This is a genomic window from Microcystis aeruginosa NIES-843 (genome assembly GCF_000010625.1).
Taxonomy (GTDB): Bacteria; Cyanobacteriota; Cyanobacteriia; order Cyanobacteriales; family Microcystaceae; genus Microcystis; species Microcystis aeruginosa.
Genome location: NC_010296.1, coordinates 665886 through 691046, shown reverse-complemented (window position 1 = coordinate 691046; position 25161 = coordinate 665886). Strand labels below are relative to the sequence as shown.

Sequence of the window (25161 nt, the reverse complement as noted above, 5' to 3'; positions counted from 1 at the left end):
TTTAGCAGTTCTGTCATAACCCATATTTTATTCATTATTAATTAATTTTTCAAGAAGGGCATAAATATCTTTTTTATCACCTTGTTTACGAATTCCAACTCCAATAACAATAACAATAATTTGAGCTTCTTCAACACGATAGACAATCCGATATCTTTGACCAACTGCCCTAACGCTACGATATCCTTTAAGTTTACCTGAAAGGGCTTTACCTTGTTTATCTGGTTCAATTTTTAGCTTTTCAATCCGTTTGCGAATTTCTTGCTGAATGCGTTTATCGGTAATTTTAGATAAAAAGCTTAAAGCAAGAGGAATTAATTGTATTTGATATTCCATTACCAACCGAGTTGTTTTTTAGCATCTTCCCAAGTAATTCTTTGTCCTGATTGATCCTGTTGAATTGCTTCAGATAGGATTTCGGCAAACTCTTTGTCTTGTAAAATATCAAGAGTTTCCAACCAAGATTCAATTTGAGCGTAATTCAGGGCAACCATAATGGGTTGACCTTCTTTGGTAATAATAATAGGTTCGTCAGTCATTTGCTCAGACCATTCAACCAGCTTTTGTCCTGTTTCAGTAATGTTTAGATATTTAGTCATGTCAGCAATTAAAAGTTATCAAAAAATCGGGTTTAAAACCTCGCCTTTTAAGGCGAAAAGTTTTCGGTATTTCTGCAAATGCGAGACGCACCCGCTTAAGCACAACTACGAACTAGAATCCTGAATCTGTCCATCACCTTTTTCAATAATCTGGACGTTTTTGGCATGGATAGTATATTTAGATTCTGACTTGACTGGAGATTGATTAGATAATTTTTGACTATCCTCTGCAAGTTTAGTTTCTACTTTTTGAATCATAGCTGCAAATTCCGATTGGCGGTGTAAGTCGATATTGAGAGTATTCATATCTTTAAGAATATTAGTTAGATTATCAATATTGCCCCTGATTTCATCATACAAGTTTAATGTCGCCATGATACTATTAGTTTTAGCTAAATCAATTTGTTTGTATTTTGCTTGTAGTTTTGCTTTTTCGTCTTCCCAATATTTCAGGTAGTCTATGCGCTCCAAGTCTTTATGAATTCTGGCATCTGGTAAAATAATCGGGAATATTCTTTGATAAAAGTCACCATTTCTGGCAATTTCTACTAATTCAAACATACAGTTTTCTGATTTTAAGTATCTATCGCTGATGACGGCGACGACACATTTCCCCTGTCCAATTTGCCGCATAAAGTTTTTGATGGAGTCTTTATAGCTGGTGTGGGTTTTATCCCGAATAATCTCAATTCCTTTAGCGGCAAAAGCTTGGACGAGTTGATTAGCCATTTCGTTGCTGTCTTCTTGCCAGTTGTAGGAGATGTAAACTTGTTGATTCATGGGTTGGGAGAGGGGGTGATAGTATTTAAGTTTGTTTTGAATTGTGTCTAGTGCTTCTCTAGCTGGAGAGAGAGTATAGCCATCATTTAATGTGACAAAATCAGGATTTTTCAGGCATTTGATAAGTTCAGTCATCGCCGCTTCTGAGCCAATCTTACCCAAAGCCTCGACTGCGTTCCAACAAACATACTCATCATAGTCTTTTAAAGCCTTGAGTAACCCCCCAATGGCTGTTTCCGAGCCAATTTTACCCAAAGCCTCGGCTGCCTTCCCACGAACATACTCATTAGAGTCTTCTAAAGCCTTGAGTAACTCCGGAATGGCTGTTTCTGAGCCAATATTACCCAAGGCGAAGGCTGCGTTCCTACCAGACCAATCCCAATCATCAGAGTCTTCTAAAGCCTTGAGTAACTCCGGAATGGCTGTTTCTGAGCCAATGTTACCCAAAGCGAAGGCTGCGTTCCTACGAACATCATCATCAGAGTCTTCTAAAGCCTTGAGTAATCCCGGAATGGCTGTTTCTGAGCCAATTTCACCCAAAGCCTCGGCTGCGTTCCGACGAACATCCTCATCAGAGTCTTCTAAAGCCTTGAGTAATCCCGGAATGGCTGTTTCTGAACCAATCTTACCCAAAGCGAAGGCTGCCTTCCTACGAACATAATCATCATAGTCTTCTAAAGCCTTGAGTAACCCCGGAATGGCTGTTTCTGTGCCAATCTCAGCCAAAGCCTCGGCTGCGCTCCAACGAACAACATAATCATCAGAGTCTTCTAATGGGACTTAAACAAATTTCAAGCCCAAACAAAGCCTAAACTGGCTTTGTAAGCGGCAAACACATCCCGATTCTCGGTCAGCCACTCAAAGAAACGGAAAGACATCGCTGTCCGAAAAGCTTCCAAGGCTTCCACAAAAGTGTTTAAAGGTCGATTCGCCCACTGCCTTTGCAATCCCCCAGTTAACTTATGCCACAGGATAAATGTATAGGCACAAAACACCAGGATAAAATGACGAAGTAAGCTTCGTTTATCCCTGACTTGATATTCCCTTAACCCTAACCATCCTTTGGCTTCTCGGTAGAATACTTCCACCCAATTTCTTTCGGTGTAAGTCCTCACTATCCACGAAGCTGTTACTGTATCTGCCTCAACTACATTGGTGATGAAATAGTCCACCTCTGTGGCTTTTTCCATTGAACTTGCATTCATGACGATCGCCAAGTTCCTTTCTCCTTCTAGTTGAGATATTTTCGCTCTGAATACCGCTACCCAAACCGTTTTTTCTTTATCTAGATTTAGGGTGATTTTCTCCCAATCCTTTTCTGATAGGCTTTTTGCTAGTTGCTCAAGCTGGATTGTTTCTTCCACACCCCCTTCTTTTTCAATAATTACTTTTCGATTTTTTGCCAATCCTCCTAAGTATTTTAGCTTTCTTTCTTCCAGGGCTTTGAGAAAATTTGTGTTGTTGCCATAACCAGCATCTATTAAGACGATTTTCGGTCGATAGCCTCTGGTTAAGCTCCGGTCAATTAAATCTATCGCTATCTCTGGTTTCTTCTTAAATTCTTTGTCTTCTTTCCCCTCGGCTAAGGAACTAGCCGGTTGATAAATTTCAATGTCTAGGGGGACACTTTTTTTGCCGTCGTAGAGATGGGTAGTGACGGCGACTATTCCGTTGTCTGTCTTGCCAATTTCTCCTAGGTACTGCCTGCCAACTCCGGCGGTCAGATTGCCACTTTTTCGATGTCCTGAGTCATCGACAATCAGGGAAAATCCTCGGGGGATTTGCGTCTGGCGGCATTGGTTCATCACTTGCAACCGACATTCATTCACCTGACGGTCTGACCAGGGAGATTCGGTCAAAAAGTGATGTAATCGGTTATAAACTACTCCGACGGCATTATTGGCCATTTGAGTGAGGTTTTTCCGCTCACTTTCCCCTAATAATCCTCCTAAATATTGTCTGAAGCCGTTTTTTTGCGCTTCGTTTTTGAAGCAATTGTCAAACCGCCGACACCATCGGTCAAAGCATGGGGGCATCGCGGCTGGGGTTGTCTCTTTCATCGCTGATCTTTCAACGTAAAGTGCTTACTCTTTAACGATTATACTCGATTTGATCTTTATTTGGCGTTTAAGTCCCACTAAAGCCTTGAGTAACCCCGCAATGGCTGTTTCCGAGCCAATTTCACCCAAAGCGAAGGCTGCGTTGCTACGAACATCCTCATCAGAGTCTTCTAAAGCCTTGAGTAATCCCGGAATGGCTGTTTCTGAGCCAATTTCACCCAAAGCGAAGGCTGCGTTGCTACGAACATACTGATTAGAGTCTTCTAAAGCCTTGAGTAACCCCGCAATGGCTGTTTCCGAGCCAATTTCACCCAAAGCGAAGGCTGCGTTGCTACGAACATCCTCATCAGAGTCTTCTAAAGCCTTGAGTAATCCCGGAATGGCTGTTTCTGAGCCAATTTCACCCAAAGCGAAGGCTGCGTTGCTACGAACATACTGATTAGAGTCTTCTAAAGCCTTGAGTAATCCCGGAATGGCTGTTTCTGAACCAATCTTACCCAAAGCGAAGGCTGCGTTGCTACGAACATACTGATTAGAGTCTTCTAAAGCCTTGAGTAATCCCGGAATGGCTGTTTCTGAACCAATCTTACCCAAAGCGAAGGCTGCCTTCCTACGAACAAACACATCAGAGTCTTCTAAAGCCTTGAGTAATCCCGGAATGGCTGTTTCTGTGCCAATCTCAGCCAAAGCCTCGGCTGCCTCCCCACGAACATCATCATCAGAGTGTTCTAAAGCCTTGAGTAACTCCGGAATAGCTGTTTCTGAGCCAATCTTACCCAAAGCGAATGCTGCCTGGAAACGAACATCCCCATCAGAGTGTTCTAAAGCCTTGATTAATCCCGCAATGGCTGTTTCTGTGCCAATTTTACCCAAAGCCGCGGCGGCTCTCCTACGAACATACCTACTACGAACAAACCTATCAGAGTCTTCTAAAGCCTTGATTAATCCCGCAATGGCTGTTTCTGAGCCAATCTCAGCCAAAACCTCGGCTGCACTCCTACGAACATACCTATCAGAGTCTTTTAAAGCCTTGAGTAACCCCGGAATGGCTGTTTCTGAGCCAATCTCAGCCAAAGCCTCGGCTGCCTTCCTACGAACATCATCATCAGAGTCTTCTAAAGCCTTGATTAATCCCGGAATGGCTTTTTCCGAGCCAATTTCACCCAAAGCCTCGGCTGCGTTCCGACGAACATCCTCATCAGAGTCTTTTAAAGCTTGACTTAACTCATTAACAACTTCATTAGACTTTGTTAATCCCAATAACTCCACCTTAAACCGTTTTGGTACATCCAACCGCAGCACTAACCCCACTGTCTGCTTTTGAAACTTAAAGTTGACTTCTCCTGCTAACCTCGCTCCTAATTTTAAATCAATCTCTAACCCTAATTTAACCACCCGTTTTGCTTGGGTTTCATTATCCAATAACCCCAGCAGCAACGCCATAGGTTCCGTCCATTTGAGATAATTTAAATAGTCCCACTGTAACTGCTCATCCCTGAGATGGGGTAACTTTTTCTTTAATTCCTCAGCCGTGTAATATTCTTGAATCAGTTGGTGGCGAAAAGCAATTTTATCATTACCTTCTAGGTGAATTAGATGATATTTCAATAAATCTTCTAACCACTGCTTACTGTAATATTCTGGGAATCCTTTATTTTTTATAAATTTGCTTAATTCTTCCTCTGCTTCTGTTCGGGAAATAGCCACCTGAATCTCAGTTTTTGACTCCCCTTGGTTCATTTTCCAAGCTAACACTTGCAGCAATTCTCGCCACCAATCCCGCGATTCTTGGTAAGTAGGAACATCTGCTTTTAATTTCTTGTCATAAATTCCTGTAAAAATCTGGAAAACTAAGCCTAAATTAGCAGGAATTTTGTTCTGATTATTATCAAAAACTGAACAAAGCATCCACAAAAGCAGAGGAGTCTGGCCAAATTCCTTGAGACGATTTCCCAACTGTTTAAGCATTTCTTCGCCTTTTTCGGGCAAATAGACCTTGACAAAATCCCGCATCTGTGCTTCGCTCAGGGGGAGCATTTCCAGCTTTTTTTCAATATCTAAGTCGTCGCTGCCTAAATCCCTTGTGGTGAAAATCATCGAAATTTCTGCATACTGCTGGCGAAAGTTTTTTAAATTCTGTCGCGCAGCTTCCGAGGGCAATTCATTGATACCATCAAATAATAATAATGGTCTAAAATTCTGATTTTCTAACAGCCAACTTTCTAGGGTATTACTATCAATAATTAATTTATGGCGTTTCAGGAATTGTAAAATTAAATCAAGAATTGAGGTTTCATACAAGCGTAATTCGATGAGAATGGGAATTTGAATGATTTTAGCCTGATTTTGTTGATTTAGGCGCAAGCTTTGCACCGCTACGGATTCTTCTAATAATAATCTGGCTAAAGCGGTCGATTTTCCTGAACCGGGACGACCTTTTAAAAGAACGTGATTAGTTGCATACTTGCGTAAACCATCTAAAACCGTGAATCTTTCGGTTTTTTCTGGTCTTTCTGGTCTTTCTTGTCGGTTTTGTGGTTCTTTTTCAATCGTCTGTACCCACAAATCCCTTAGCAAAGGTGCAGTTTTCGCTGGGCGTGTTTTTCCCTCTACGTCCGTGAGGGTGTAAAATGTCTCCCACTGGGCGTACTTTTCCGAGTCCGAGATTGATTTGAGATAGGGAGTCCAGTCAATCATTGATGCTGTCAAGTATTTAAATTACCTGTTGAGACGAGGAAAAAGGCAACCCCCCAACCCCTAGCAGGGGTAGGGTTGATTCATGAATCAACCCTACTATGAATCAACCCTACCTTGCTTATTTTTAATTGTAGGCTAAGAAGATTTGGTCATGACTTACAAGATAGAATCGGAGTTTCTGCATCCCTCTCTCCTGTCAGACCGGGAAAACCCCATCCGAATATAAACACTCACGCTGCTGTCGTACCTTGTTCCAAGCACTTTAGCGTATATCTGGCACGAGTTTTAAGAATTGTTAATTGATCTGTTTTTGCCAACAACTCATCTAACTCAGCTACTTCATCAGCGCAGAGTAAAGATTCTGCATTTCTCGTCACTAAATCATCTAAACGGGTTTGCTCTACGAGGGACAATTGACAACTTGCCAGCGCTTTTAATTCATCCACACTCAAACCAATCAAACAATCTTCATCGAGTCCTAATGAATTGGCAAATCGAGAATAGGTGTTCCAGTCTAATAAAACCCCAACTCGTTCCCCTTGCTCATTTGTTAAGTATTCTACCGGCTTGGACATATTAGAAACACTCACAATACAATATAATCCTATTTTAGTAATTAATTCCAGAAAATGCCATCGATCGCCGATAAGGTTATCTTATTTTTGTTTTCCTAATTGTTGGGTTTTCTAAAAAGTTGAAAAAGTACGGGCGAAGCATTCGGATAGAAAATCTCTGGTTTCAGCGATAGGTTATTGTCCGAATGCTTCGCCCCTACAGGACGCAATTGCCGATAAGGTTATCTTATTTTTGTTTTCCTAATTGTTGGGCTTTATAAAAAGTTTCTAAACTGTGACTATCCCCGACAAAACGCCAGTGCCAGGGTTCATAATTAATACCCTGGAGATTATTTTCAGGGAAAGATAACTCGAAACTATACTGGGCAGCGTTATTTTGCAACCAACGAAAAGCGGCAGTATTAGCAAAACTGCTACTTAAATTTGTTGCGGGAGCGCGACCATCGCCAATATCGATCGCATAACCGGTATGATGTTCGCTGTAACCCGGAGGTGCGCTCACTTCTGCTCGTTTGCGGGTTTCCTGATTGCGTTGTTCTTTAACTTCAAAAAAGAGCTTGTCTTGGGTTGCTTTCGATCGAAATGCGGAAATCGGCATTAAAATCACCCCCGACCTCCTCGCGTCACTCTGCATCTGGATAAAAGCTTTGGCTGCCGGTTTCCTTAAACGCATAGCACCATCCCCAGTAATGGGGGCTAATTCCGTCTCTGGAGCCTCTTCATAGGGTAAATGACCTAGAATGTTCTCAATGGGGCTAGGAGTGGCTTTAATCAGGGGGGAGGGGTTAATAACCGGTTTTTTTACGGTAGCAGGGGGACGATTCAAGACTGCTAGGGCAATTATGCCGGTTCCCACCAGAGCGAGTAAACCGCTTGCGATCGCTATTAGACCATTAGGATTAGTAGTTTTTCTGTACTGGCTGTCCCGCAAAGCTTCGGGAATATCATCGATCGGTTTCACGGTTTACTTACCCTCCTGCAAGATAATTACATTATTCCCCGGCCACTCCATCTTGACGAGCAGCGTGTTGAACGGCGGCGGCCACAGCCGTAACTACACGACTATCAAAAACCGAGGGAATAATATTCTCTCGATTGAGATTAGCAGGAGTGATCAAAGAAGCGATCGCTTTGGCCGCTTCCAGATACATATTATCGGTGATTGCCCTAGCGCGACAGTCCAAGGCCCCGCGAAATAATCCGGGGAAAGCGAGAACATTATTGATCTGATTGGGATAATCGCTGCGTCCGGTAGCCACCACTGCCACCAAATCATTGATTAATTCCGGTTGAATTTCGGGAATCGGATTAGCCATGGCAAACACGATCGCATCTTTAGCCATTCCCTTGACCATTTCGGGAGTCAATACCCCCGGTACACTCACCCCCAGGAAGACATCAGCGCCTTTAAGAGCATCACCTAGCTTACCACTGGCGGCTACGGCCCAAGCTTGTTTTTCTGGGGTTAAATCGTCCCGTTTTTGGGAGAGGATACCAAGGGAATCACAGAGGATTATATTTGTAGCTCCTGCGGTTTTAAAGAGAGTAGCGATGGCGATTCCCGCTGCACCCGCACCATTAATGACGATTTTGACTGTATCAAGCGATTTTTTGACAAATTTGAGGGCATTAATCAGGGCAGCCAGGGAAACGATCGCTGTACCGTGTTGATCATCGTGGAAAACGGGAATATTTAATTCCGCTCGCAGACGTTTCTCGATTTCAAAACAGCGTGGAGCGCCGATATCCTCTAGGTTAATACCCCCAAAAACCGGAGCGATTCTTTTGACGGTTGCGATGATTTCTTCGGGGTCTTGGGTGGCTAAACAGATGGGAAAAGCATCAATTCCGGCGAATTCCTTGAATAACATTGCCTTCCCTTCCATTACTGGTAGGGCAGCCTCTGGCCCGAGATTTCCTAATCCTAATACCGCGCTACCATCGGTAACTACAGCGACGGTGTTGCCCTTGATGGTCAATGAGTACACTTGTTCGGGGTCGTGGGCGATAGCGGTGCAGATGCGACCAACTCCGGGGGTGTAGGCCATGGCCAGGTCATCTTGGGAGGTGAGGGGAATACGACTCTCAATGGAGATTTTACCCCGACGATGGAGATCGAAGGTGCGATCGGAAACTTTCAGGAGTTTAACATCCGGTAGAGCTTTAACCGCGGCGATAATCTGTTCCGCTTGGTCGGTACTAGCGGCATCAACCATCACTTCTCTGGTGCTAATCTTTAAATTGCGTTCGATCAGAGAAATTTGCCCTAAATTACCCCCGACATCGGCGATCGCATTGAGGACAGAAGCGAAGGTTCCCGCTTGATTGGGGATTTCTATCTTGAGACTTAAACTATAGCTAGGATTGGGCGTTAAATGAACCATGCTGAAGGCTTCCAATACTGATAAATATTGATTATCTTCTATCTGTGAAGGACTTTGGTATCTAATCGCGCAGTTTCTTTAGCTATTAGGGTCTCTCTGGGCCTAACACCAGGGGAGCGGGGTGTGGGGTGTGGGGAGAAGGTAGGAAGGCTGCATCTCACATTTGCAAAAATACCGACAATCAGCAATTATCAGTCACTCTCAAATGCGTACAAAAGTATTAACAACTACCTGTAAGCAGCCCACCGAAAAACTAATGCGCTCCGGGGTTTGGGGGCGGCGCCACGCCCCCAACGGGGGGTTTGGGTAGGGTTGATTCATGAATCAACCCTACTATGAATCAACCCTAGGGGTTTGGGGGGTAGAACCCCCCAAAAGCTTGGATTGAGCGATAAAATCGGAAGTAAAGCCCAATTTTAAAAGAGAGTTTTCCCTTAAAAATCCCAACTTAGTAGATTGACAAAAATGAGATGCACCCTAAATATTCCACATTTGTTGATAAGCAGTTTCTAAATCTCTGGTAAATTGTTTGGCATTCCAGAGGGGAGATGTATGACGAGATTGACGTAATTGATAACGGACTTCTTCCCTTAAATTTTCATCTAATCCTAACTTAATTCCCCACTGCACATATTCTTCATCACTCCAAGCTATACCCTGACTAATGCCGGCATTTTTCATAAAAGTATAGCTATTGCGGGCTGCAAATTGTTCACCAACCCTAGTGACTAAAGGAATCCCCATCCAGAGGGTTTCTAGGGTTGTGGTAGCACCACTATAGGGATAGGTATCGAGAACTATATCAGCAATTCCTAGATTAGCGCGATGGGTTTCCTCATTGAAATCATTGGGCAAAAATCTTAATCTATCTTGACTAATTCCCAATTCGTCGGCACTTTTGAGAAATAATTCTCGAATGGTTTCTTTGTCGGCAAAACCTTTGATTAAGATATAGCTATTAGGAACCTGTTGGAGAATCTGCAATTGCAGACAAATCATGTTTAAGGTGCGTTTTAATCCCGATTGCACGGTCAGATAAATAATAGCGTCATCGGGAATATTTAAATCAGTTCTTCTCCTAGTGGGAACACCCACTTCAAAACCATCCACGGATAAATAAGAGTTAGGAAGTCGGATGATTTTTTCTGAATAAATTTCTTCAGCATTTTCGGGTAAAACGTAGTTATCGGCAATAAAATAATCAATCGCAGGGATTCCCGACGCATCTAATCCTAACCAAGTTACCTGTATCGGTGCTGGTTTTAAGGCCATTACTAGATAAGTTGTATTATTGGTTAAGCTATCAATAGAACTCTTGCAAATTAATTATATGTTATAATGATGGGTTAACTAATTTTCCCCAAAAAATTAGTTAATCAGTACATTTGTCCTGAATGAAAACTTGAAGTTTAACTTTTAACTCAAAACTCTTTAGAGCTGCTTTAATTTGGTTATCAAAACCTCTTTATTTAAGCGGCACAAACTATCTCAATTATAAAAATTGAGAATAAATTCTCCTTGACTTGATTAATCTTTAGGCAACTTTTAAGAAGCTGCTATACCTATCCCTAACTCACAGTTATAAATAGCCGCCAACAAGTTAACTCTTAAACTATATCTTCGACGACGATTCCGATATTTACAGGATAAGATTTTAAAGATTTTGAGTTTCCTATTTATATGTTCAATGATAATCCTTTCTTTGGCTAAAGCCTTGTTATACTCTTTTTCTAACTCTGTTAATTTTCTATTTTTCGATTTCTTTTTCGGTGTATAACTATTACTATGGTATGCAGCTATTCCCTGATAACCACTGTCTTCTATGCTGGTAGTTAAAGGATGAAAACGAACTCGACTTTTTTTAAATAAACTAAAATCATGACCTCTACCTTTCCCACAAAAGACACAGATAATTTCCTTTGTATTTTGATCAGCTACTAATTGGGATTTTAAAGTATGATAACCTCTTTTACCCGAAAAAAAATCTTTCTGTTTCTTTTGGGGGCGTTCAATGGGAGTTTCCGTTACATCCATTACCGTTATGACCGGTATCTCTGCTTGATTGAGTAAAGCTTTTTTTCCTTTTAAACGGAAGTTTCCCGATTGTAAAAGCATTTTTTCCGTCTTATTTACAATCCGACATATAGTTGATTCTGATAGTTCCCAGCTTGTACCAATGTGAAAATATGTTCTATATTCTCGCCAATATTCTAACGTTACTAAAACTTGTTCTTCTATAGATAGTTTAGGTTTCGGTCCCCTTTTAGATGGTGAATTAGAGTCGGCTTCAACACTTTTTACTGATTCTACCATCTTTCTATAGGTTTGTTTATACACACCGAAACGGCGTTTGAATTGTTCATCTGATAAGTTTTGATAATCCATAATTTTGCTAATAAACATAGCAAAATTATAGATGATTTCCTGACCTAAGATCACATTTTATTCTTTTTTCCACTTCAATCTAAGAATTGAGAAAAAAGCAAAACCTTATATTATACCATAAAAAAATTATGCAAGAGGTCTAATATCCACTAAAATATCTAATTTGTCTTGACGAATTTGGGCAGTTATTTGTTCAATTTTTGCTGGCAAGTTATAGCTATAATCTGAGTTATTCTTAAACCATTTTTGAGTAATTTCGTCTGCTGCTTGGGTGACAAAATAGGTGTAAATTTCAAATTTATCTCGATTATGATAGTGAAATAACCAGCGACTTAACCAACCCACAGAATGACGACGGAGAGTATGGGCAATATAACCAATTTTTATTTTTCTTGCTGGAGATTTTGGATAATAAACAGGAGCAATATAGTTATAGCGGGTTCTTACATCTGCTTGAAAAATTTCCGCTAGTTTACTTTGTAAATAGCGATTAATTTTGGGATTATCTTGATAGTAGGGAAGACAGCTAGTAACTCCCAAAATAGAGTCGATAATAAAGGGAAGTGCATTAAATTGTTCGGCATTAATTTGTCCCTCGATTAGTTGTATTAATTCATCGATAAATTTAGGTAAATTTCCCCAGTCTCCCTTAGCTTGTAAAATACCAATCACTAGAGAAATTCCCAAGAGCTTTTCAGTAGTTGTCTGGCAATTTTTATAAAAATTTTCGGCAATTTCTAGAGATTTTTTATAGTCAACAGTGGTGGTTTTATAAAGATTAAACAAACTATTTTGTAAGTATAAATCCTCTGGTAGAAAGCGCAAACAAAGTTCTACTAAATTAATGGCAAATACACTTTGCTTTTGTTGATAAGCATAATTGACAATTGCTGAGATAACTTTGGCCGCAATTATTTCTGGATTATTGATATGTAAGGCTGCTAATTCTAAAAAGTGGATGGTATTAGTGCAGGGGTAGATTAAAACTTTTTCTGTCACTCCCAGCAGTAAATCAAGATTAATTGCTGCTGTAGCTGTATTCTCTAACAGTTCAAATACACACCAATCATTGCACTTTTCCATAGCAAAATTTTGGAATTGTATTTCTAATTCCATCAGATGCAGGAGATTATTTAAAAAACTAGGATTAAGGTTTTGTAGATGCAATCGAATTAGATAGCTTGTCTCTAGTCTTTGGGAATTTTCTTGTCTGGTTGCCTCTGCATCTAAGATTTGAGTTAAAGTTTCTATCCACCCCGATAATTCTGATTCGGCTGCTTGACTCAACACCAGTAACCAAGTAGCTTGCGCGTCTTCTTCTCTATCTTGTAAAAGATAGGCTAATCCTAGATAAAAATAATCCTCAATTGCTGGAGAATTGTTTTCAATTAATTGTTCATAAAACTGCACCACCAGTTGATAATTGTTGTCGTTTAAGTTGGTTTGTGTGTCTTGATGCCATTGCATAGTTTTTATCCGCTAAGATTGACAATAAATATTCCACATTTGCCGATAAGCAGTTTCTAAATCTCTGGTAAATTGTTTGGCATTCCAGAGGGGAGATGTATGACGAGACTTTCGGAGTTTCCAACGGACTTCTTCTCTTAAATTTCTATCCAATCCTAACTTAATTCCCCACTGCACATATTCCTCATCACTCCAAGATATACCCTCAGTTATTCCCGCATTCATCATTAAAGTATAACCGTTGCGTGATGACCATTGTTGCCCCACTTTAACCACCAGAGGAATTCCCATCCAGAGGGTTTCTAGGGTGGTTGTACCACCGTTAAAGGGATAGGTGTCCAAAACCACATCAGCGATGGCTAAATTTGCCCTGTAGGTTTCCGTCTGATAGAGAGGAAGCATCTTAATTCGATTAGTTTCTACCCCAACTTCTGCGGCAATTTGACAGAATAAATCCCAGAGGGAATTATCATCAGCAACTCCTTGAATCAGGAAATAACTATTAGGTACGGATTTGATGATTTGCATTTGTAAGCGAATCATCGCAGGATTACGCTTAATTGCCGTTTGAGAACTTAGATAAATAACCGCATCATTATTAATACCTAAATCTTCTCTTCGCAGGGTAGGAACGGCTATTTCAAAACCATCCACAGCAACAAAAGCATCAGGTAAACGCCAGATTTTTTCTTGATAATATTCTTGGGCATTTTCTGGTAGTACATAAGGATCCGCTAAAAGATAATCTACTGCGGGTAAACCGGAACCATCAAAACCTAACCAGTTAACTTGAATAGGAGCAGGTTTTAAGGCAATAACTTTGGCAACGATTGCCCCAGTACCACTATCTAAATCCACAAGAATATCGATGTTATCTTCTTTAATTTTGCGATAGGTTACTAAGGAATCAGCAGTAGCATGATAGATTTTATCTGCGGGATTAGAAAACCATTGTTTAGTGATTTCATCCACAGGTTGACTCACCATATAAAGGTGAATATCAAACTGCTCACGATTGTGATAATTAATAGTCCAACGACTCAATAAACCCACGGGATGACGTTTTAAGCTTTGGGCAATGTAACCAATTTTAAGTTTTTTATTGGCATTATCTTCTCTCGGTTTGTCAAAACTTTCCTCTTGAAAACCCAGCATTTCTTTGTAGGTTGTTTGAAAAAAACTGCCAATCTGACTTAAAAGCGGTCGATTCTCTTTCGGGTTATCTTCATAGTAGGAAATCGGATTCATAACTGTTAGTAAATTTTCTCTAACTAAGGGATGTATATCTTGGGGGTTTTGTTCTAGAAATTCTCTAATTAAGTGTTTATACTCTTGACAAATACTAGGAATGTCATTCCATTTTGAGGCTCGTAAAGAGCCATTAAAGAGGAGAGATTGACTAAACATTTTCAAATCAATTGTCTGACTTTTCTTTTTCAACTTATTTGCTAAATTTATTGCTTTGTCATAGTCATCTGAAGAGATATAAAACCAAAATAAATTAACTTGTAAGTACCAACTTTCGGGATAAAGTGGTAAAAAAGCTTCCGCCAAATCTACCGAATAAAGAGGTAGTTTTTTTTGAAACGCTACCTGACGAGTAATTTTTAAAATATGATCCAGAAGTTTTAAAGAATTCGACAGATAGGGTAAACTTAGCCGAACTAATTCTATGGTATATTTATGGGTGTAAGGTATGAGGGCAATTACTACCCGTTCCAATAATTGAGAGTTAACTGAACCCTGAGTAATTAATTCTAGTATTTGCCATTCTTGCAGTTGTTGAGGATCAAATCTATTTAATTTAATTTCAACGAGGGTTAAGTGCAGTAAATTATCGAGATAACTGGGATTAATTTCCTGTAGATGTTTACGAATTAACCAAGAGATTTCTAGATTTTTTAACTCTATTTGTCGGTTAGCTTCGGTAGTTAAAATATTGCTTAATTCTAGCAGCCATGACTCGGTTTCCTGTTCATCTCCTTGAGTGAAGACAAATAACCAAGTAGCTTGTGCTTCTTCTTCTCTTCCTTGCAAAAGATAGGATAATCCTAAATACCAATAATAACTAATTTCTGTGGTTTCTCTTTCTATCAGTTCTTCGTAAAACTGACTAACAATATCGTATTGATTGTTTTCTAAAGCGGTTTTAACTTCATTTTGCCAAGACATGGTTTAATTCTCCCTGATTAACTTTCACAATAGATTTGCCACATTTGACGATAGGCATTTTCCATATCTTTAGTAAACTGACGTGCATTCCAAATCGGGGAAGTTTGTCTAGATTCATCTAATTTAGCGATAACTTTGCGTCTCAGGTTTTCATCCTTACCTAACTTAATCCCCCAGTCGATATACTCCTCATCACTCCAAGCAATACCCTCACTAATTCCCGCATTAACCATTAAAGTATAACTATTTCTCGATGACCATTGTTGACCAACTTTTGTAACTAAAGGTATCCCCATCCACAGCACATCTAAAGTCGTCATTCCTCCCGTAAAAGGATAGGTATCTAAAACCACATCAGCTATCCTTAAATTTGCTCGATAAATTCCCGTGGGATAGAGAGGGAAGATTTTTAATCTCTCATAATTAATTCCTTCTTCCTCGGCAACTTTGAAAAATAATTTTTCTACTGATTTAGCATCACTTAACCCTTGAATACTCAAATAACTATGAGGAACTGCCTTTAAAACTTGTAGCTGAAGTCGAATAGTTTCAGGGTTACGTTTAACCCCCGTTTGTACGGTTAAGTAATTAATTGCATCCTCTGGAATCCCTAAATCATCTCTTCGGAGAGAGGGGTAAGCAACCTCGACACCATCCACACAAATATAGGAATTAGGTAAGCGCCAAATTTTTTCTCGGTAATATTCCTGTGCATCTGCTGGTAAAACGTAATTATCAGCAAGATAGTAATCAATTGCAGGAATTCCTGACGCATCAAAACCTAACCAAGTCACTTGTACTGGTGCGGGTTTTAGTGCCATGACTTGGCAAGTTGTGTTATTAGTGATACTGTCTAAATCTACCAAAATATCAATATTATCTTCACTAATTTTTTCAGCAATCATTTGAGGATCAATCGGTAAGTTATAGCAAGCATTTACCTGATTTTTAAAAAAATTTTCAGTGATATAATCTTCTTGTTGAGATACTAAGTATAAAGAGACATGAAACTCATTATAGTCATGATACTTCATTAACCACCTAGAAATTAATCCGATAGAATGATTATATAAAGTATGGGCAATATAGCCAATTTTTAGAACTTTATTGGTATCTTTAATGGTCGATTTGTGAAGAAAATTACCCTTATAATTATTGCAAACATATTCCTGAAAAAGTTGACCAACACAATTACTAATGTAACGGTTTTTTCGTGGGTTATCTTCTAGGTAAACTAGAGGGGATAAAATTGCTAGGGATGGTGCATCCAATAATCGTGGACATTCTCGATTAGTGATACTTTTTTGCAAGGATTCTGTATATTCTTCAACATCTGCCTTAATATCGACCCAATTACCACTAAATAATTTGACATAAAGAGCAAGAAAATCAGCTACAGCTTGAGAAGGCAACCCTTGACAACTTGTTTTTAATTGACTAGCTACTTGCATAGCAGCAGCAAAATCTCGATTATAAAAATAACATTGATACAGTTCAGCTAACAGATAAATTTGCCCTGGTTCTACTGCTAAACAAGTATTAATAATATCAATAGCCAATGGTATGGCTAGAGAAGGTAATTTAGCTTCTACTACTTTGATGAAAGTTTTTCGCTGACAGTTAGATTGAAATATTGCCTCTAAGTAAGGGACAGTTTCTGGTATCTGATAATCGAGAAATTTTTCTAAAACTTCTGCTAATAAACTTAACTCTAGACTCTGGAAATCATTGATTTTTAACACATCGACAAATAACCAAGTTTTTAACTGCTCTTTTTCAAAATAATTCAAATTAATTGCTAATAAAATAAACCGCAGTAAATTATCAATATTATCGGGACTAATCTCGCGAATATGTCCTCGAATTAACCAACTGGTTTCTAAATTGCCTAACTCTAATTGTCTGCGCGCTTCCCCATCCAAAATATTGACTAAATCTGCTGTCCACGCAGTCATTTCCCCTTCATCCCCTTGACTGAGGACGAATAACCATGTGGTTTGTGCTTCTTCTTCCCTAGCTTCTAAAAGATAGGCTAATCCTAAATACCAATAATGACTAATTTCTAGGGGTTCTCTTTCTATCAGTTCTTCGTAAAACTGGCTAACTTGCCAGAAATCCCCTTGGATAATTGCCGGTTCAACTTGGGAATGCCAAGACATAAGTATTTATCGTTAAGTGTCTCTACTAGCGTACCCAAATAGAAGCAAAATTTTTCTATATAAGTAAAATTTATCAGTCGCTCAGGGGTTGGGTTTTGGGGTGGTCACTGCGTGCGCGTTGCGGGGGGTGTTAGGGTGTTAGGGTTTTGGGGTTTTAGGGTTTTAGGGTTTTAGGGTTTTAGGGTTTTAGTTGAAATTCCCCATTCCCCCATTCCCCACTTCCCCACTTCCCCACTTCCCCACCCAGTTTCAATGGGTCTTAGCTTACCATCAATGTCAGCCAAGAGTCAGTCCCGATGAAAAAGTTTTCACCACCAGAGACGAAAGAGGTTTCCTTCCCTATACCCCACACCCTACACCCTACACCCTACACCCTCTTTCAAGTCAGTTTTTTGAAATATTTTCTAAATAAACCAATAAATCGGCCATAGCTTGAGTATCGGGCTGAAATTTCGGCATTGGTGGGGTTTTACCGCTAATTACCTGTTCAATCAGACTAATTCTCGATTTGCGATGGGAAACGTCCTCTAAACTCGGTCCGACGATGCCATCAGCAAACTGACCGTGACAAGCAGCACAGTTAATCTGAAAGATTTCGTAACCGCGACTGACATTACCTTGTAGGGATAACACCTCTTTAATGTAGGGATCCGACATCTTAGCCAGATGAAAGGTGATTAAATAGGTGCTAATCAGGAACAAAACCACGATTATAACCATTAAGAATCGATAAAGCCCGAATTTTGGTTTAAATAACTGACTATTCACGAAGGCCGCCGAAGGAAAGGTGAGTTTCTCTTTACATTTTGCAACTTTTTGCCCCAAAATTCCACCGCTCCTGCTAGAGATAGGCAAATGGAGAATAATATAAGACAAAACTGCATCTTTTTCTAACCCTCTAGCAATGAACCTATTAACCAGACTGGAAGATTGGCCCTATATTATCTTACCTATCACCATCATCCTCAGTTTCCTGCTGTTGGGATGGCTCGTAGAACAGCGCGTTGTCAGTCAACTTTTATCGATTGCCAGAGAAAAAAACCTGCGTTTCTCGGAAGGGGTTTTACGTTCCCTTCGTGGATTAAGCATACTTTGGTTCGGACTTTTGGGTTTAAATATTGCCCTCTCCCTTCCCAATCTTCCCCTCTTTCCCTCCCTCATTCTCCTGAGCAAAAAATTTCTGCTAGTGACTTTTTTAGCTTCAGCTACTTGGGTTGTTGCTCAATTATCCGTGGAAATATTACGAGTTTATACCACGGGAGATGATGGCATTTCTTCCCTAACTTCCCTATTTGAATTTCTCGCCAAAGTTCTGATTTTTAGCTGCGGTTTTTTGCTTATTTTAAGCTCGATTGGTATTTCGATCACTCCCATGCTTACTGCCTTGGGTATTGGGGGTGTTTCCCTCGGTTTAGCTCTCCAAAATACCCTAGCTAATTTAATGTCAGGGATTAATATTATCACTTCCAAAAAAGTTAGACCGGGAGATTATATTGAACTGAGAACGGGAGAAGCTGGTTATGTGCGAGATGTGGATTTAAGATGCACAGTCATCGAAGAAATTACCAATAATCTTTTGGTAATTCCCAATGCTCAGATCATTTCTTCTAGTTTCCGTAACTATAGTTTACCAGATCACTCCCTACTGGTTCCCGTGGAAGTGGGCATTAGTTACGATAGTGACTTAGAAAAAGTCGAAAAAGTTACCCTAGAAGTTATGCAAGAAATCGCCCAGTTATTGCAACCTCAACTCGGTGACTATCAACCCTTTATTCGTTATCATAAATTCGATTACTATAGCATTGTGCTGACGGTTTATCTCAAGGTGGTAGAAGAAGAATTTTTTCAACACCTCACCATTAAACACGAATTTATTAAACTCCTACACCGACGCTATCAGCAAGAAGGAATTAAAATTCCCTATCCGATTTTTTTTCCCTATCCCCCCACTAATCCCCCTAGTTAATCTCAATTCGCTATGGCAACAACAATTTGGTTCTTCGTTACTTGGTATGGTTCGATCAGGGGGCAGAAATCGGCTAAATCCTTATCTGGCAAGGGACTTAATTGATTAGCTCGTTCTAGATTGAAAACAATTGGCAAAAATCGCAGCCATGTCTTTCTATATAAGGGTTTCACCCCTTATAACTCCCGTCCATTGCATAACACAAACCGAAGAACCAACAATTTAAAGGCGCGGAAAACTTACAATTGATAATTCTCCTCAAAAAACTTACGAGTCATCGGTTGGGCCACTTCAATACCGTGGCCTTCTCCTAGTAATTCTAGGGGTTTTCCTTCCACTTGAATCCAGACTTTGGCATTGGAATCCTCGGTAGTAGTAGTATAGATGATTTGTGCCAAACGACCGATCAACATATCAGGGCCATCATCATTGCCAAACTCGCGCGAGAGATTAATCTTAATTCCCGTTTTATCTACTTTTAAATCAAGTAATTTAGTCCCGGCGGGAATAGTAGTCATATCCTGAGGATTACTTGGACCAGCTAATAGAGTTTGCAATACTGCTGTTAACTCTCCCTCGCCGCTATCCGCTTTTTGAACGGTAATTTCTTGGCTGACTAATTGATTACCCGTATCAGTCACTTTTAACCAATAAACCTGTCGAGTTTCCCTAACAGGAATAGCTGCAGGAGTTGCTGTTGGACTTGTCTCCACTGGACCGGGAGAAACCGGTTCAACAATTGGTGATTGACTTATCGGCGCTGGAGTGGGAGATTCAATCGGGTTTTCGCTGGTTTTCTGGGAGAAAGATAGGTGATGGACGGCAAACCAAGCAGTGGCCCCACCAGCAGTAAATAAAGCGAGGCCGATACCAATTATCCAAGGCAAAGAGATTTTATCACTAGAGCGAGAACTAGGCATAATTCAGTTATTAGTTATCAGTTATCAGTTATCAGTTTTAAGTTATCAGTTATCAGTTTTAAGTTTTAAGTTTTAAGTGAGCAGTTATCAGTTTTAAGTGAGCAGTCGAACGCTTTTATTCTCCCCCCGCAACGCGCACGAAGTGGTCTCCCCACTTCCCCACTTCCCCACCACCCCACTTCATAATTGATAATTCATAATTCCCACTTCCGATCTCCTGTTTTCCGACCGTTAAATTTAATTGGGGTTCCCCGATCGAGGTTCAATGCTGCCAAAGGCGGCTATACTCAGCTTATCATCGTCGATCTGCAATTGGAGAAGGCGGGCGATAATTCCTTGTTTCTCGAAGTTTTTTAAATCTAACTGGGTGGATATACCCTCGGCAAACCCCTTGAGAAGGCGCGAGGAGATGCGACGACCATTAAGAGTGGCTGTGGGGTCAATAAGCTCGATTTTTCGCCCCTGCACTAGCTTAAATCCCACTTCTAAGCTCAGATTGAGGGTGGCTGCTGGTTCGTCTGGCCGTTGTGTCTCTAGCTGCAGGCTGAGGGCGACTCGATTATTATTAAGAAAGTTAAAATTTGCTTGACTAAGTTGATATTTTGTGCTGCTCGATTCTTCCCTAGAGGGAATCAGATTATTAATCAGGGTCTGAATTTGTTCTTTGACCGCTGCCGATTGTAAAGCTTGATTAACATTAGTTTCCGTGAGGACAAGATGCAATGCCCCCGCAGCCGGTCGGCGCAAGGCGGCGGCTAAACTGCTGTTTTTTTGCTGTAATCGCCGCAAATCGAGGCTAATTGGCTCAGTTTCTAGCTCGATCTTCTCAATGCGAACATCAGCAAGGGGATAAATTCCCCGTGCAGAAATGCGAACTCGATCGATTTTGCCTTGCAGAGCCTGATAATTGGGAGTATTATCGACCCTGACGGCTAATTGTTCCACTTTTTGGACTTGGGAGCGAAGGGTATGGGCTAAAACCGTATCGATAATTGCCCCTGCGGGAGTTAACAGGGTCAAAACACCAGCGAGAGTGATTGTTAGCCATTCCATCGCTCAATTACACCCATTCAGCTAAATTTTGCCAAGCATTAGTCAAAAGCTGACTTAACCAACGTCGTTGCACTTGATCTAAAATCGGGTCTTCTGCGAGAATTTCTTCAGTCAGATCATCGAGAGATTGACCCTGGGCGCGGGCCATTCTAATGATTCCCGCAATCACGGCAGCGATCATCTCCTCGTCCACGGGGCGCTGTCGGAGGGCGGCAATTTCTTCGGGGGTAGTCGGGATGGGATAATTCATAATCAGATGGTCCTGGCTGTGTATTAATCTAGGTATGTAAAGTTTTTTAAACTTTTTTCAGAAAACTTTTTGTGTAGTCTAGCGTAATCAGACGATTTTTAGGTGTAATAGCTAAATCAAGATGAGAGAGATACTTTACAGAGAAATTCCGACTCCCGACTCGATCGCCGTTTGTCAGTGGTTACAATCCGATTGGCAACCCGCAAGCGGTGTCAAGACAAATACACCTAACGGGGTGAGATTGCGCTTATCGGAGGCGATCGAATTATCGATTTTTGTCTGGACGCTGCAACGGACTACTTATTTAAAAGTTTTCCGCTGGGGTGAGCGATCGCATTCTCAAGAAACATCCCTGACTCGGCAGCTCGATCGAGCTTTACAAAAGCGTTTTCCGCCGCAGTTTAGCACGATACCAAACATCGATCAAAAAAATCACTCAATTTTTACAGATTTAGAAGCGGACTATCCCCTAACGGTTCACTACTTCCGCAAAATGCCCCAAGGAGAGGCAGACTTAGAACGTTTGTACTGGTGGGAAAAACGTTGGCGCGACAGTGCCAAAAATCCCCAACAACCGCAGCCAGTAATTTTCTCTAGTAGTGAGGAAAATGATCATCCCATCACCTACGACTTAATTTATATTGGTGGTGCCTTGGGGGCAATTCACGCCGCACAGATGGCCAAATTAGGTTATCGAGTCCTCTTAGTAGAAAGACTACCTTTCGGACGAATGAATCGGGAATGGAATATCTCTCGATCGGAGTTTCAAAGTTTAATTAATTTAGGCTTATTTACTGCCGAAGAATTCGAGGAATTAATCTTCCAAGAATACATCGATGGCTTTAATAAGTTTTTTGATGGCAATAATCCCCCCCATCTGAAAGCCGAAATTCTCCATACTCCCACGGTTTTAAATATCGCCATTAATTCCGATAAATTGCTGCAATCCTGCGGTAAAAAAATACAGGATCATGGCGGTAAAATTCTCGATCAAACGGAATTTATCAAGGCTGATATTACTGCCAATAGTGTTACTGTCACCCTTAATCATAGCGGGGAAATTCAACAGATAAAATGCCGTTTATTGATTGATGCCATGGGTTCAGCCTCTGCCATTGCCTGGCAATTAAATGGAGTGCGTGCCTTTGATAGTGTCTGTCCGACGGTGGGGGCAGTAGTAGAAGGATTCGATCCGGTGGTGTGGGATTCTCACTATGGCGATGTCTTAAATTCCCATGGCGATATTTCTAAAGGTAGGCAATTAATTTGGGAATTATTTCCGGGGGAAGGAAAAGAATTAACCTTTTATCTATTTCACTATCATCAAGTCCATCCCGATAACCCCGGTTCTTTGTTGGAAATGTACGAAGATTTCTTTACTATTTTGCCCGAATATCGACAGTGTGACCCAGAAAAATTAACTTGGAAAAAACCCACCTTTGGTTATATACCGGGGCATTTTAGCACAGGGAAAAAAGATCGAATTGTCTCCTTTGATCGCATTTTAGCCATCGGTGATGCCGCCTCCCTGCAATCACCCTTAATTTTTACTGGGTTCGGTTCTTTGGTGCGTAATTTAGAGCGCTTAACCCATCTTTTGGATCTGGCCTTGAAACACGATTTACTAACAGCTAAAGACCTAGAAAACGTGCGGGCCTATCAAAGTAATGTGGCGGTAACTTGGTTATTTTCTAAAGGAATGATGGTTCCCACGGGAAAAACCTTACCACCCCAAAGAATTAACGCCATGTTAAACACATTTTTCGGTTTATTGGCCGACGAACCGCCGGAGATTTCCGAAACTTTTATTAAGGATAAAACCGATTGGTTGACCTTTAGCCGTTTAGCAATTAAAGCGGCCAGAAAAAACCCCGCTTTACTGTTATGGATAGCAGAAATGGCTGGCAGTCAGGATTTAATTCGTTGGTTGGGTTCCTATCTCGATTTTAGCCTTGATGGAGTCAAAAATCTGCTTTTCGGTCCCTGGTTTTCCCAATGGTTAAAAAACTCCCAAAGCTGGCTAGAAAAAGACAATCCTCGCCTATGGTTAAAGTTATTGAGTTTTAATTATGGCCTAAGAAATTAATTAGAGTTTGCTGAAAAAGTAGGGGCGAAGCATTCGGGCATAACCTATCGCTGAAACCGTAGATTTCCTATCCGAAATGCTTCGCCCCGAAGATGCAAGGTTTTGAACCACGATTCTCTCAAAATCTTGCACCTGTGGGAGCGAAACAGGCATCTAAAACCCTTACCTCGTCTATATTTCACATTTATTCAGCCAACCCTAAGTAGGAGACTCCCAGACAGCTATCGGGGATCAGATTTGAGTTTTTACACTAAATCCAGTTATTAAAGACTGATTATTTATTTCCACTTTTGCCTTTTGCATGAGTGCCTTTTGCCTGTCTTCATAAGTAGCCTATACTCAACGGATTTAGAACGTAGGTTGGGTTGAAGCATGAAACCCAACGCCCGCATGGGTTACGCTACCGCTAACCCATCCTACAAATAATTGTGCCTACCTACTTAAGTAGCCTATACTCAACGGATTTAGTATTAGTTCACTGTTGGTGGAGTTAAGAAACTGTTGAAAAAGTTCAAGAATGCGCTTACCTAAAGGTTCTAACTGCGATGCTGATGTAAAATAGCCATCATCTTTTGGGCCACCGCTGCTGTTTGTTCCAGCATAGCAAAATGACCACAATCGGATAACTCAATGACGTTGCTGCCAGTTTCAAACAAAGGATGAAAACTGGCCAGATGGTTAACGTACTTAACTTCCATAATCGTATCCTCTTTCCCCGCCAGAAAATAGACCGGTTGCGGGAGACGGGAGACAATCTGGGGTAAAAGATGAACTTCGCTGATAGTGGTGGTTTCCAAAAGTGACCCTAGGGCCGCTTGGTAATCGGCCCGGACAAAATCAATCACGCGCTGTTTGCCCCATTTTTTACCTAGGGTTTGCTTGACCATCATCCGCGAGAATAAAACATCAATAAAGGGAACACGGGGCAACCAAGGCGGTCTTCTCTCTAAAATCTGTCTTCCGGCTTCCCGAAATCGCTCAAATTCCTCCTTTAGATAGATGCCACCGCCGGCATTCATACAGATTACCCCTTTAATCCGTTCAGGGCAGCTATCTGCGGCCCACAAAGCAACACTACCACCGAGGGAATGACCAACTAACCAAGCAGCATCGAGGTTTAAGCGGTTAAGAAGGGTAATAACGTCTTGGGAGTAGGATTCAAGGTTATAACTGCTAGGAGGACTGTTAGAGGTGATTTTTTGGGAGTCGCCAAAGCCCCGGAGATCATAGACTAGACAGGGATAATCCGAGGAGAGAATATCTACCAAAGGCTGCCAGTAGTGACGACTCAGCAGCCAACCGTGTATAAAGACTAAAACCGGTTTATCTGCTCGGGGCGAAAATAACTCGTAACTGTGGGATACTCCCGATATGTCGATGGTAGGCATATAATCAATCTCAACCTAAATTAAACCGTTGATAGGGGTTACTAGGGAAACTTCTAGAGAAAAAAAGGTGTATTTAGCCTTGTTTATAGAGCAAAATCAGGGAAGCTTAGGATCTTCCCCCGATAGCTGATGACTCACCGCTATAGACAATTTCAAAAGCTTCTACTCAAGTATAAAACATTGGAGATACCTTCCTAAAATAGGATGAACACCCTAGACC

At 40.8% G+C, this 25161-nt stretch carries 18 protein-coding genes and 3 pseudogenes; 2 read left to right on the top strand and 19 right to left on the bottom strand.

Annotated features, from left to right (window positions below; translation table 11 throughout):
- Positions 1-27 precede the first annotated feature (27 nt).
- From MAE_RS03535 to MAE_RS03470, 14 genes and pseudogenes are all read right to left on the bottom strand, one after another.
- Complete coding sequence (locus tag MAE_RS03535; RefSeq protein ID WP_002750216.1) at positions 28-336, bottom strand: type II toxin-antitoxin system RelE family toxin; 309 nt, start codon at positions 334-336, stop codon at positions 28-30.
- Positions 336-599, bottom strand: a complete 264-nt coding sequence (locus tag MAE_RS03530) for a type II toxin-antitoxin system Phd/YefM family antitoxin (RefSeq protein WP_002750215.1) — start codon at positions 597-599, stop codon at positions 336-338. The genes MAE_RS03535 and MAE_RS03530 overlap by 1 nt, the downstream gene beginning before the upstream one ends.
- Positions 600-704: 105 nt before the next feature.
- Positions 705-2153, bottom strand: a pseudogene (locus MAE_RS34295) (HEAT repeat domain-containing protein); the annotation flags it as partial.
- Positions 2154-2170: 17 nt separating this feature from the next.
- On the bottom strand, positions 2171-3439 hold the full coding sequence (locus tag MAE_RS03520; RefSeq protein WP_012264345.1) for an IS701-like element ISMae34 family transposase: 1269 nt from the start codon (positions 3437-3439) through the stop codon (positions 2171-2173).
- Positions 3440-3463: 24 nt separating this feature from the next.
- On the bottom strand, positions 3464-6136 hold the full coding sequence (locus MAE_RS03515; RefSeq protein ID WP_012264344.1) for a HEAT repeat domain-containing protein: 2673 nt from the start codon (positions 6134-6136) through the stop codon (positions 3464-3466).
- A gap of 230 nt (positions 6137-6366) precedes the next feature.
- Positions 6367-6711: a hypothetical protein gene (locus MAE_RS03510; protein WP_002754005.1), complete on the bottom strand. Its 345-nt coding sequence runs from the start codon at positions 6709-6711 to the stop codon at positions 6367-6369.
- Positions 6712-6937: 226 nt separating this feature from the next.
- Positions 6938-7672, bottom strand: a complete 735-nt coding sequence (locus MAE_RS03505) for a M15 family metallopeptidase (protein WP_012264343.1) — start codon at positions 7670-7672, stop codon at positions 6938-6940.
- 31 nt (positions 7673-7703) lie between these two features.
- On the bottom strand, positions 7704-9095 hold the full coding sequence (locus tag MAE_RS03500) for an NAD-dependent malic enzyme (RefSeq protein WP_012264342.1): 1392 nt from the start codon (positions 9093-9095) through the stop codon (positions 7704-7706).
- A 477-nt stretch (positions 9096-9572) separates the two neighbouring features.
- Positions 9573-10403, bottom strand: a pseudogene (locus MAE_RS03495) (O-linked N-acetylglucosamine transferase, SPINDLY family protein); the annotation flags it as partial.
- Positions 10404-10640: 237 nt separating this feature from the next.
- The gene (locus MAE_RS03490; RefSeq protein WP_012264339.1) at positions 10641-11498 is read right to left on the bottom strand and encodes an IS5-like element ISMae4 family transposase; all 858 of its coding nucleotides are present in this window, start codon (positions 11496-11498) and stop codon (positions 10641-10643) included.
- Positions 11499-11612: 114 nt separating this feature from the next.
- Positions 11613-12947: pseudogene (locus tag MAE_RS03485) on the bottom strand (O-linked N-acetylglucosamine transferase, SPINDLY family protein); the annotation flags it as partial.
- 12 nt (positions 12948-12959) lie between these two features.
- On the bottom strand, positions 12960-15119 hold the full coding sequence (locus MAE_RS03480; protein WP_012264337.1) for a hypothetical protein: 2160 nt from the start codon (positions 15117-15119) through the stop codon (positions 12960-12962).
- 17 nt (positions 15120-15136) lie between these two features.
- Entirely contained in the window at positions 15137-17278 is a 2142-nt protein-coding gene (locus tag MAE_RS03475; RefSeq protein WP_012264336.1) for a hypothetical protein, read from the bottom strand.
- Between the two features lie 384 nt (positions 17279-17662).
- Complete coding sequence (locus MAE_RS03470; protein WP_041803763.1) at positions 17663-18154, bottom strand: c-type cytochrome; 492 nt, start codon at positions 18152-18154, stop codon at positions 17663-17665.
- Positions 18155-18182: 28 nt separating this feature from the next.
- Here MAE_RS03470 and MAE_RS03465 point away from each other — a divergent pair, with 28 nt between their 5' ends.
- Positions 18183-19244 carry a mechanosensitive ion channel family protein gene (locus tag MAE_RS03465; protein ID WP_012264334.1) on the top strand — a complete coding sequence of 354 codons (1062 nt, stop codon included), beginning with the start codon at positions 18183-18185 and terminating at the stop codon, positions 19242-19244.
- A gap of 2 nt (positions 19245-19246) precedes the next feature.
- Here MAE_RS03465 and MAE_RS35580 read toward each other — a convergent pair whose 3' ends face one another.
- The 4 genes from MAE_RS35580 to MAE_RS03445 all read right to left on the bottom strand — a co-directional run bounded on the left by MAE_RS35580 (position 19247) and on the right by MAE_RS03445 (position 21467).
- On the bottom strand, positions 19247-19381 hold the full coding sequence (locus tag MAE_RS35580) for a hypothetical protein (RefSeq protein ID WP_269453962.1): 135 nt from the start codon (positions 19379-19381) through the stop codon (positions 19247-19249).
- A 102-nt stretch (positions 19382-19483) separates the two neighbouring features.
- Positions 19484-20164: a GerMN domain-containing protein gene (locus tag MAE_RS03455; protein WP_012264332.1), complete on the bottom strand. Its 681-nt coding sequence runs from the start codon at positions 20162-20164 to the stop codon at positions 19484-19486.
- A gap of 237 nt (positions 20165-20401) precedes the next feature.
- Positions 20402-21217, bottom strand: a complete 816-nt coding sequence (locus MAE_RS03450; RefSeq protein ID WP_012264331.1) for an LmeA family phospholipid-binding protein — start codon at positions 21215-21217, stop codon at positions 20402-20404.
- A gap of 7 nt (positions 21218-21224) precedes the next feature.
- Complete coding sequence (locus MAE_RS03445; protein WP_002800028.1) at positions 21225-21467, bottom strand: hypothetical protein; 243 nt, start codon at positions 21465-21467, stop codon at positions 21225-21227.
- A 121-nt stretch (positions 21468-21588) separates the two neighbouring features.
- Between MAE_RS03445 and MAE_RS03440 the strand changes: the two genes are divergently transcribed.
- Complete coding sequence (locus tag MAE_RS03440) at positions 21589-23553, top strand: hypothetical protein (RefSeq protein ID WP_012264330.1); 1965 nt, start codon at positions 21589-21591, stop codon at positions 23551-23553.
- A 536-nt stretch (positions 23554-24089) separates the two neighbouring features.
- Here MAE_RS03440 and MAE_RS03435 read toward each other — a convergent pair.
- A complete protein-coding gene (locus tag MAE_RS03435) occupies positions 24090-24941 on the bottom strand; it encodes an alpha/beta fold hydrolase (protein WP_012264328.1) in 852 nt (283 codons plus the stop codon).
- Positions 24942-25161 lie beyond the last annotated feature (220 nt).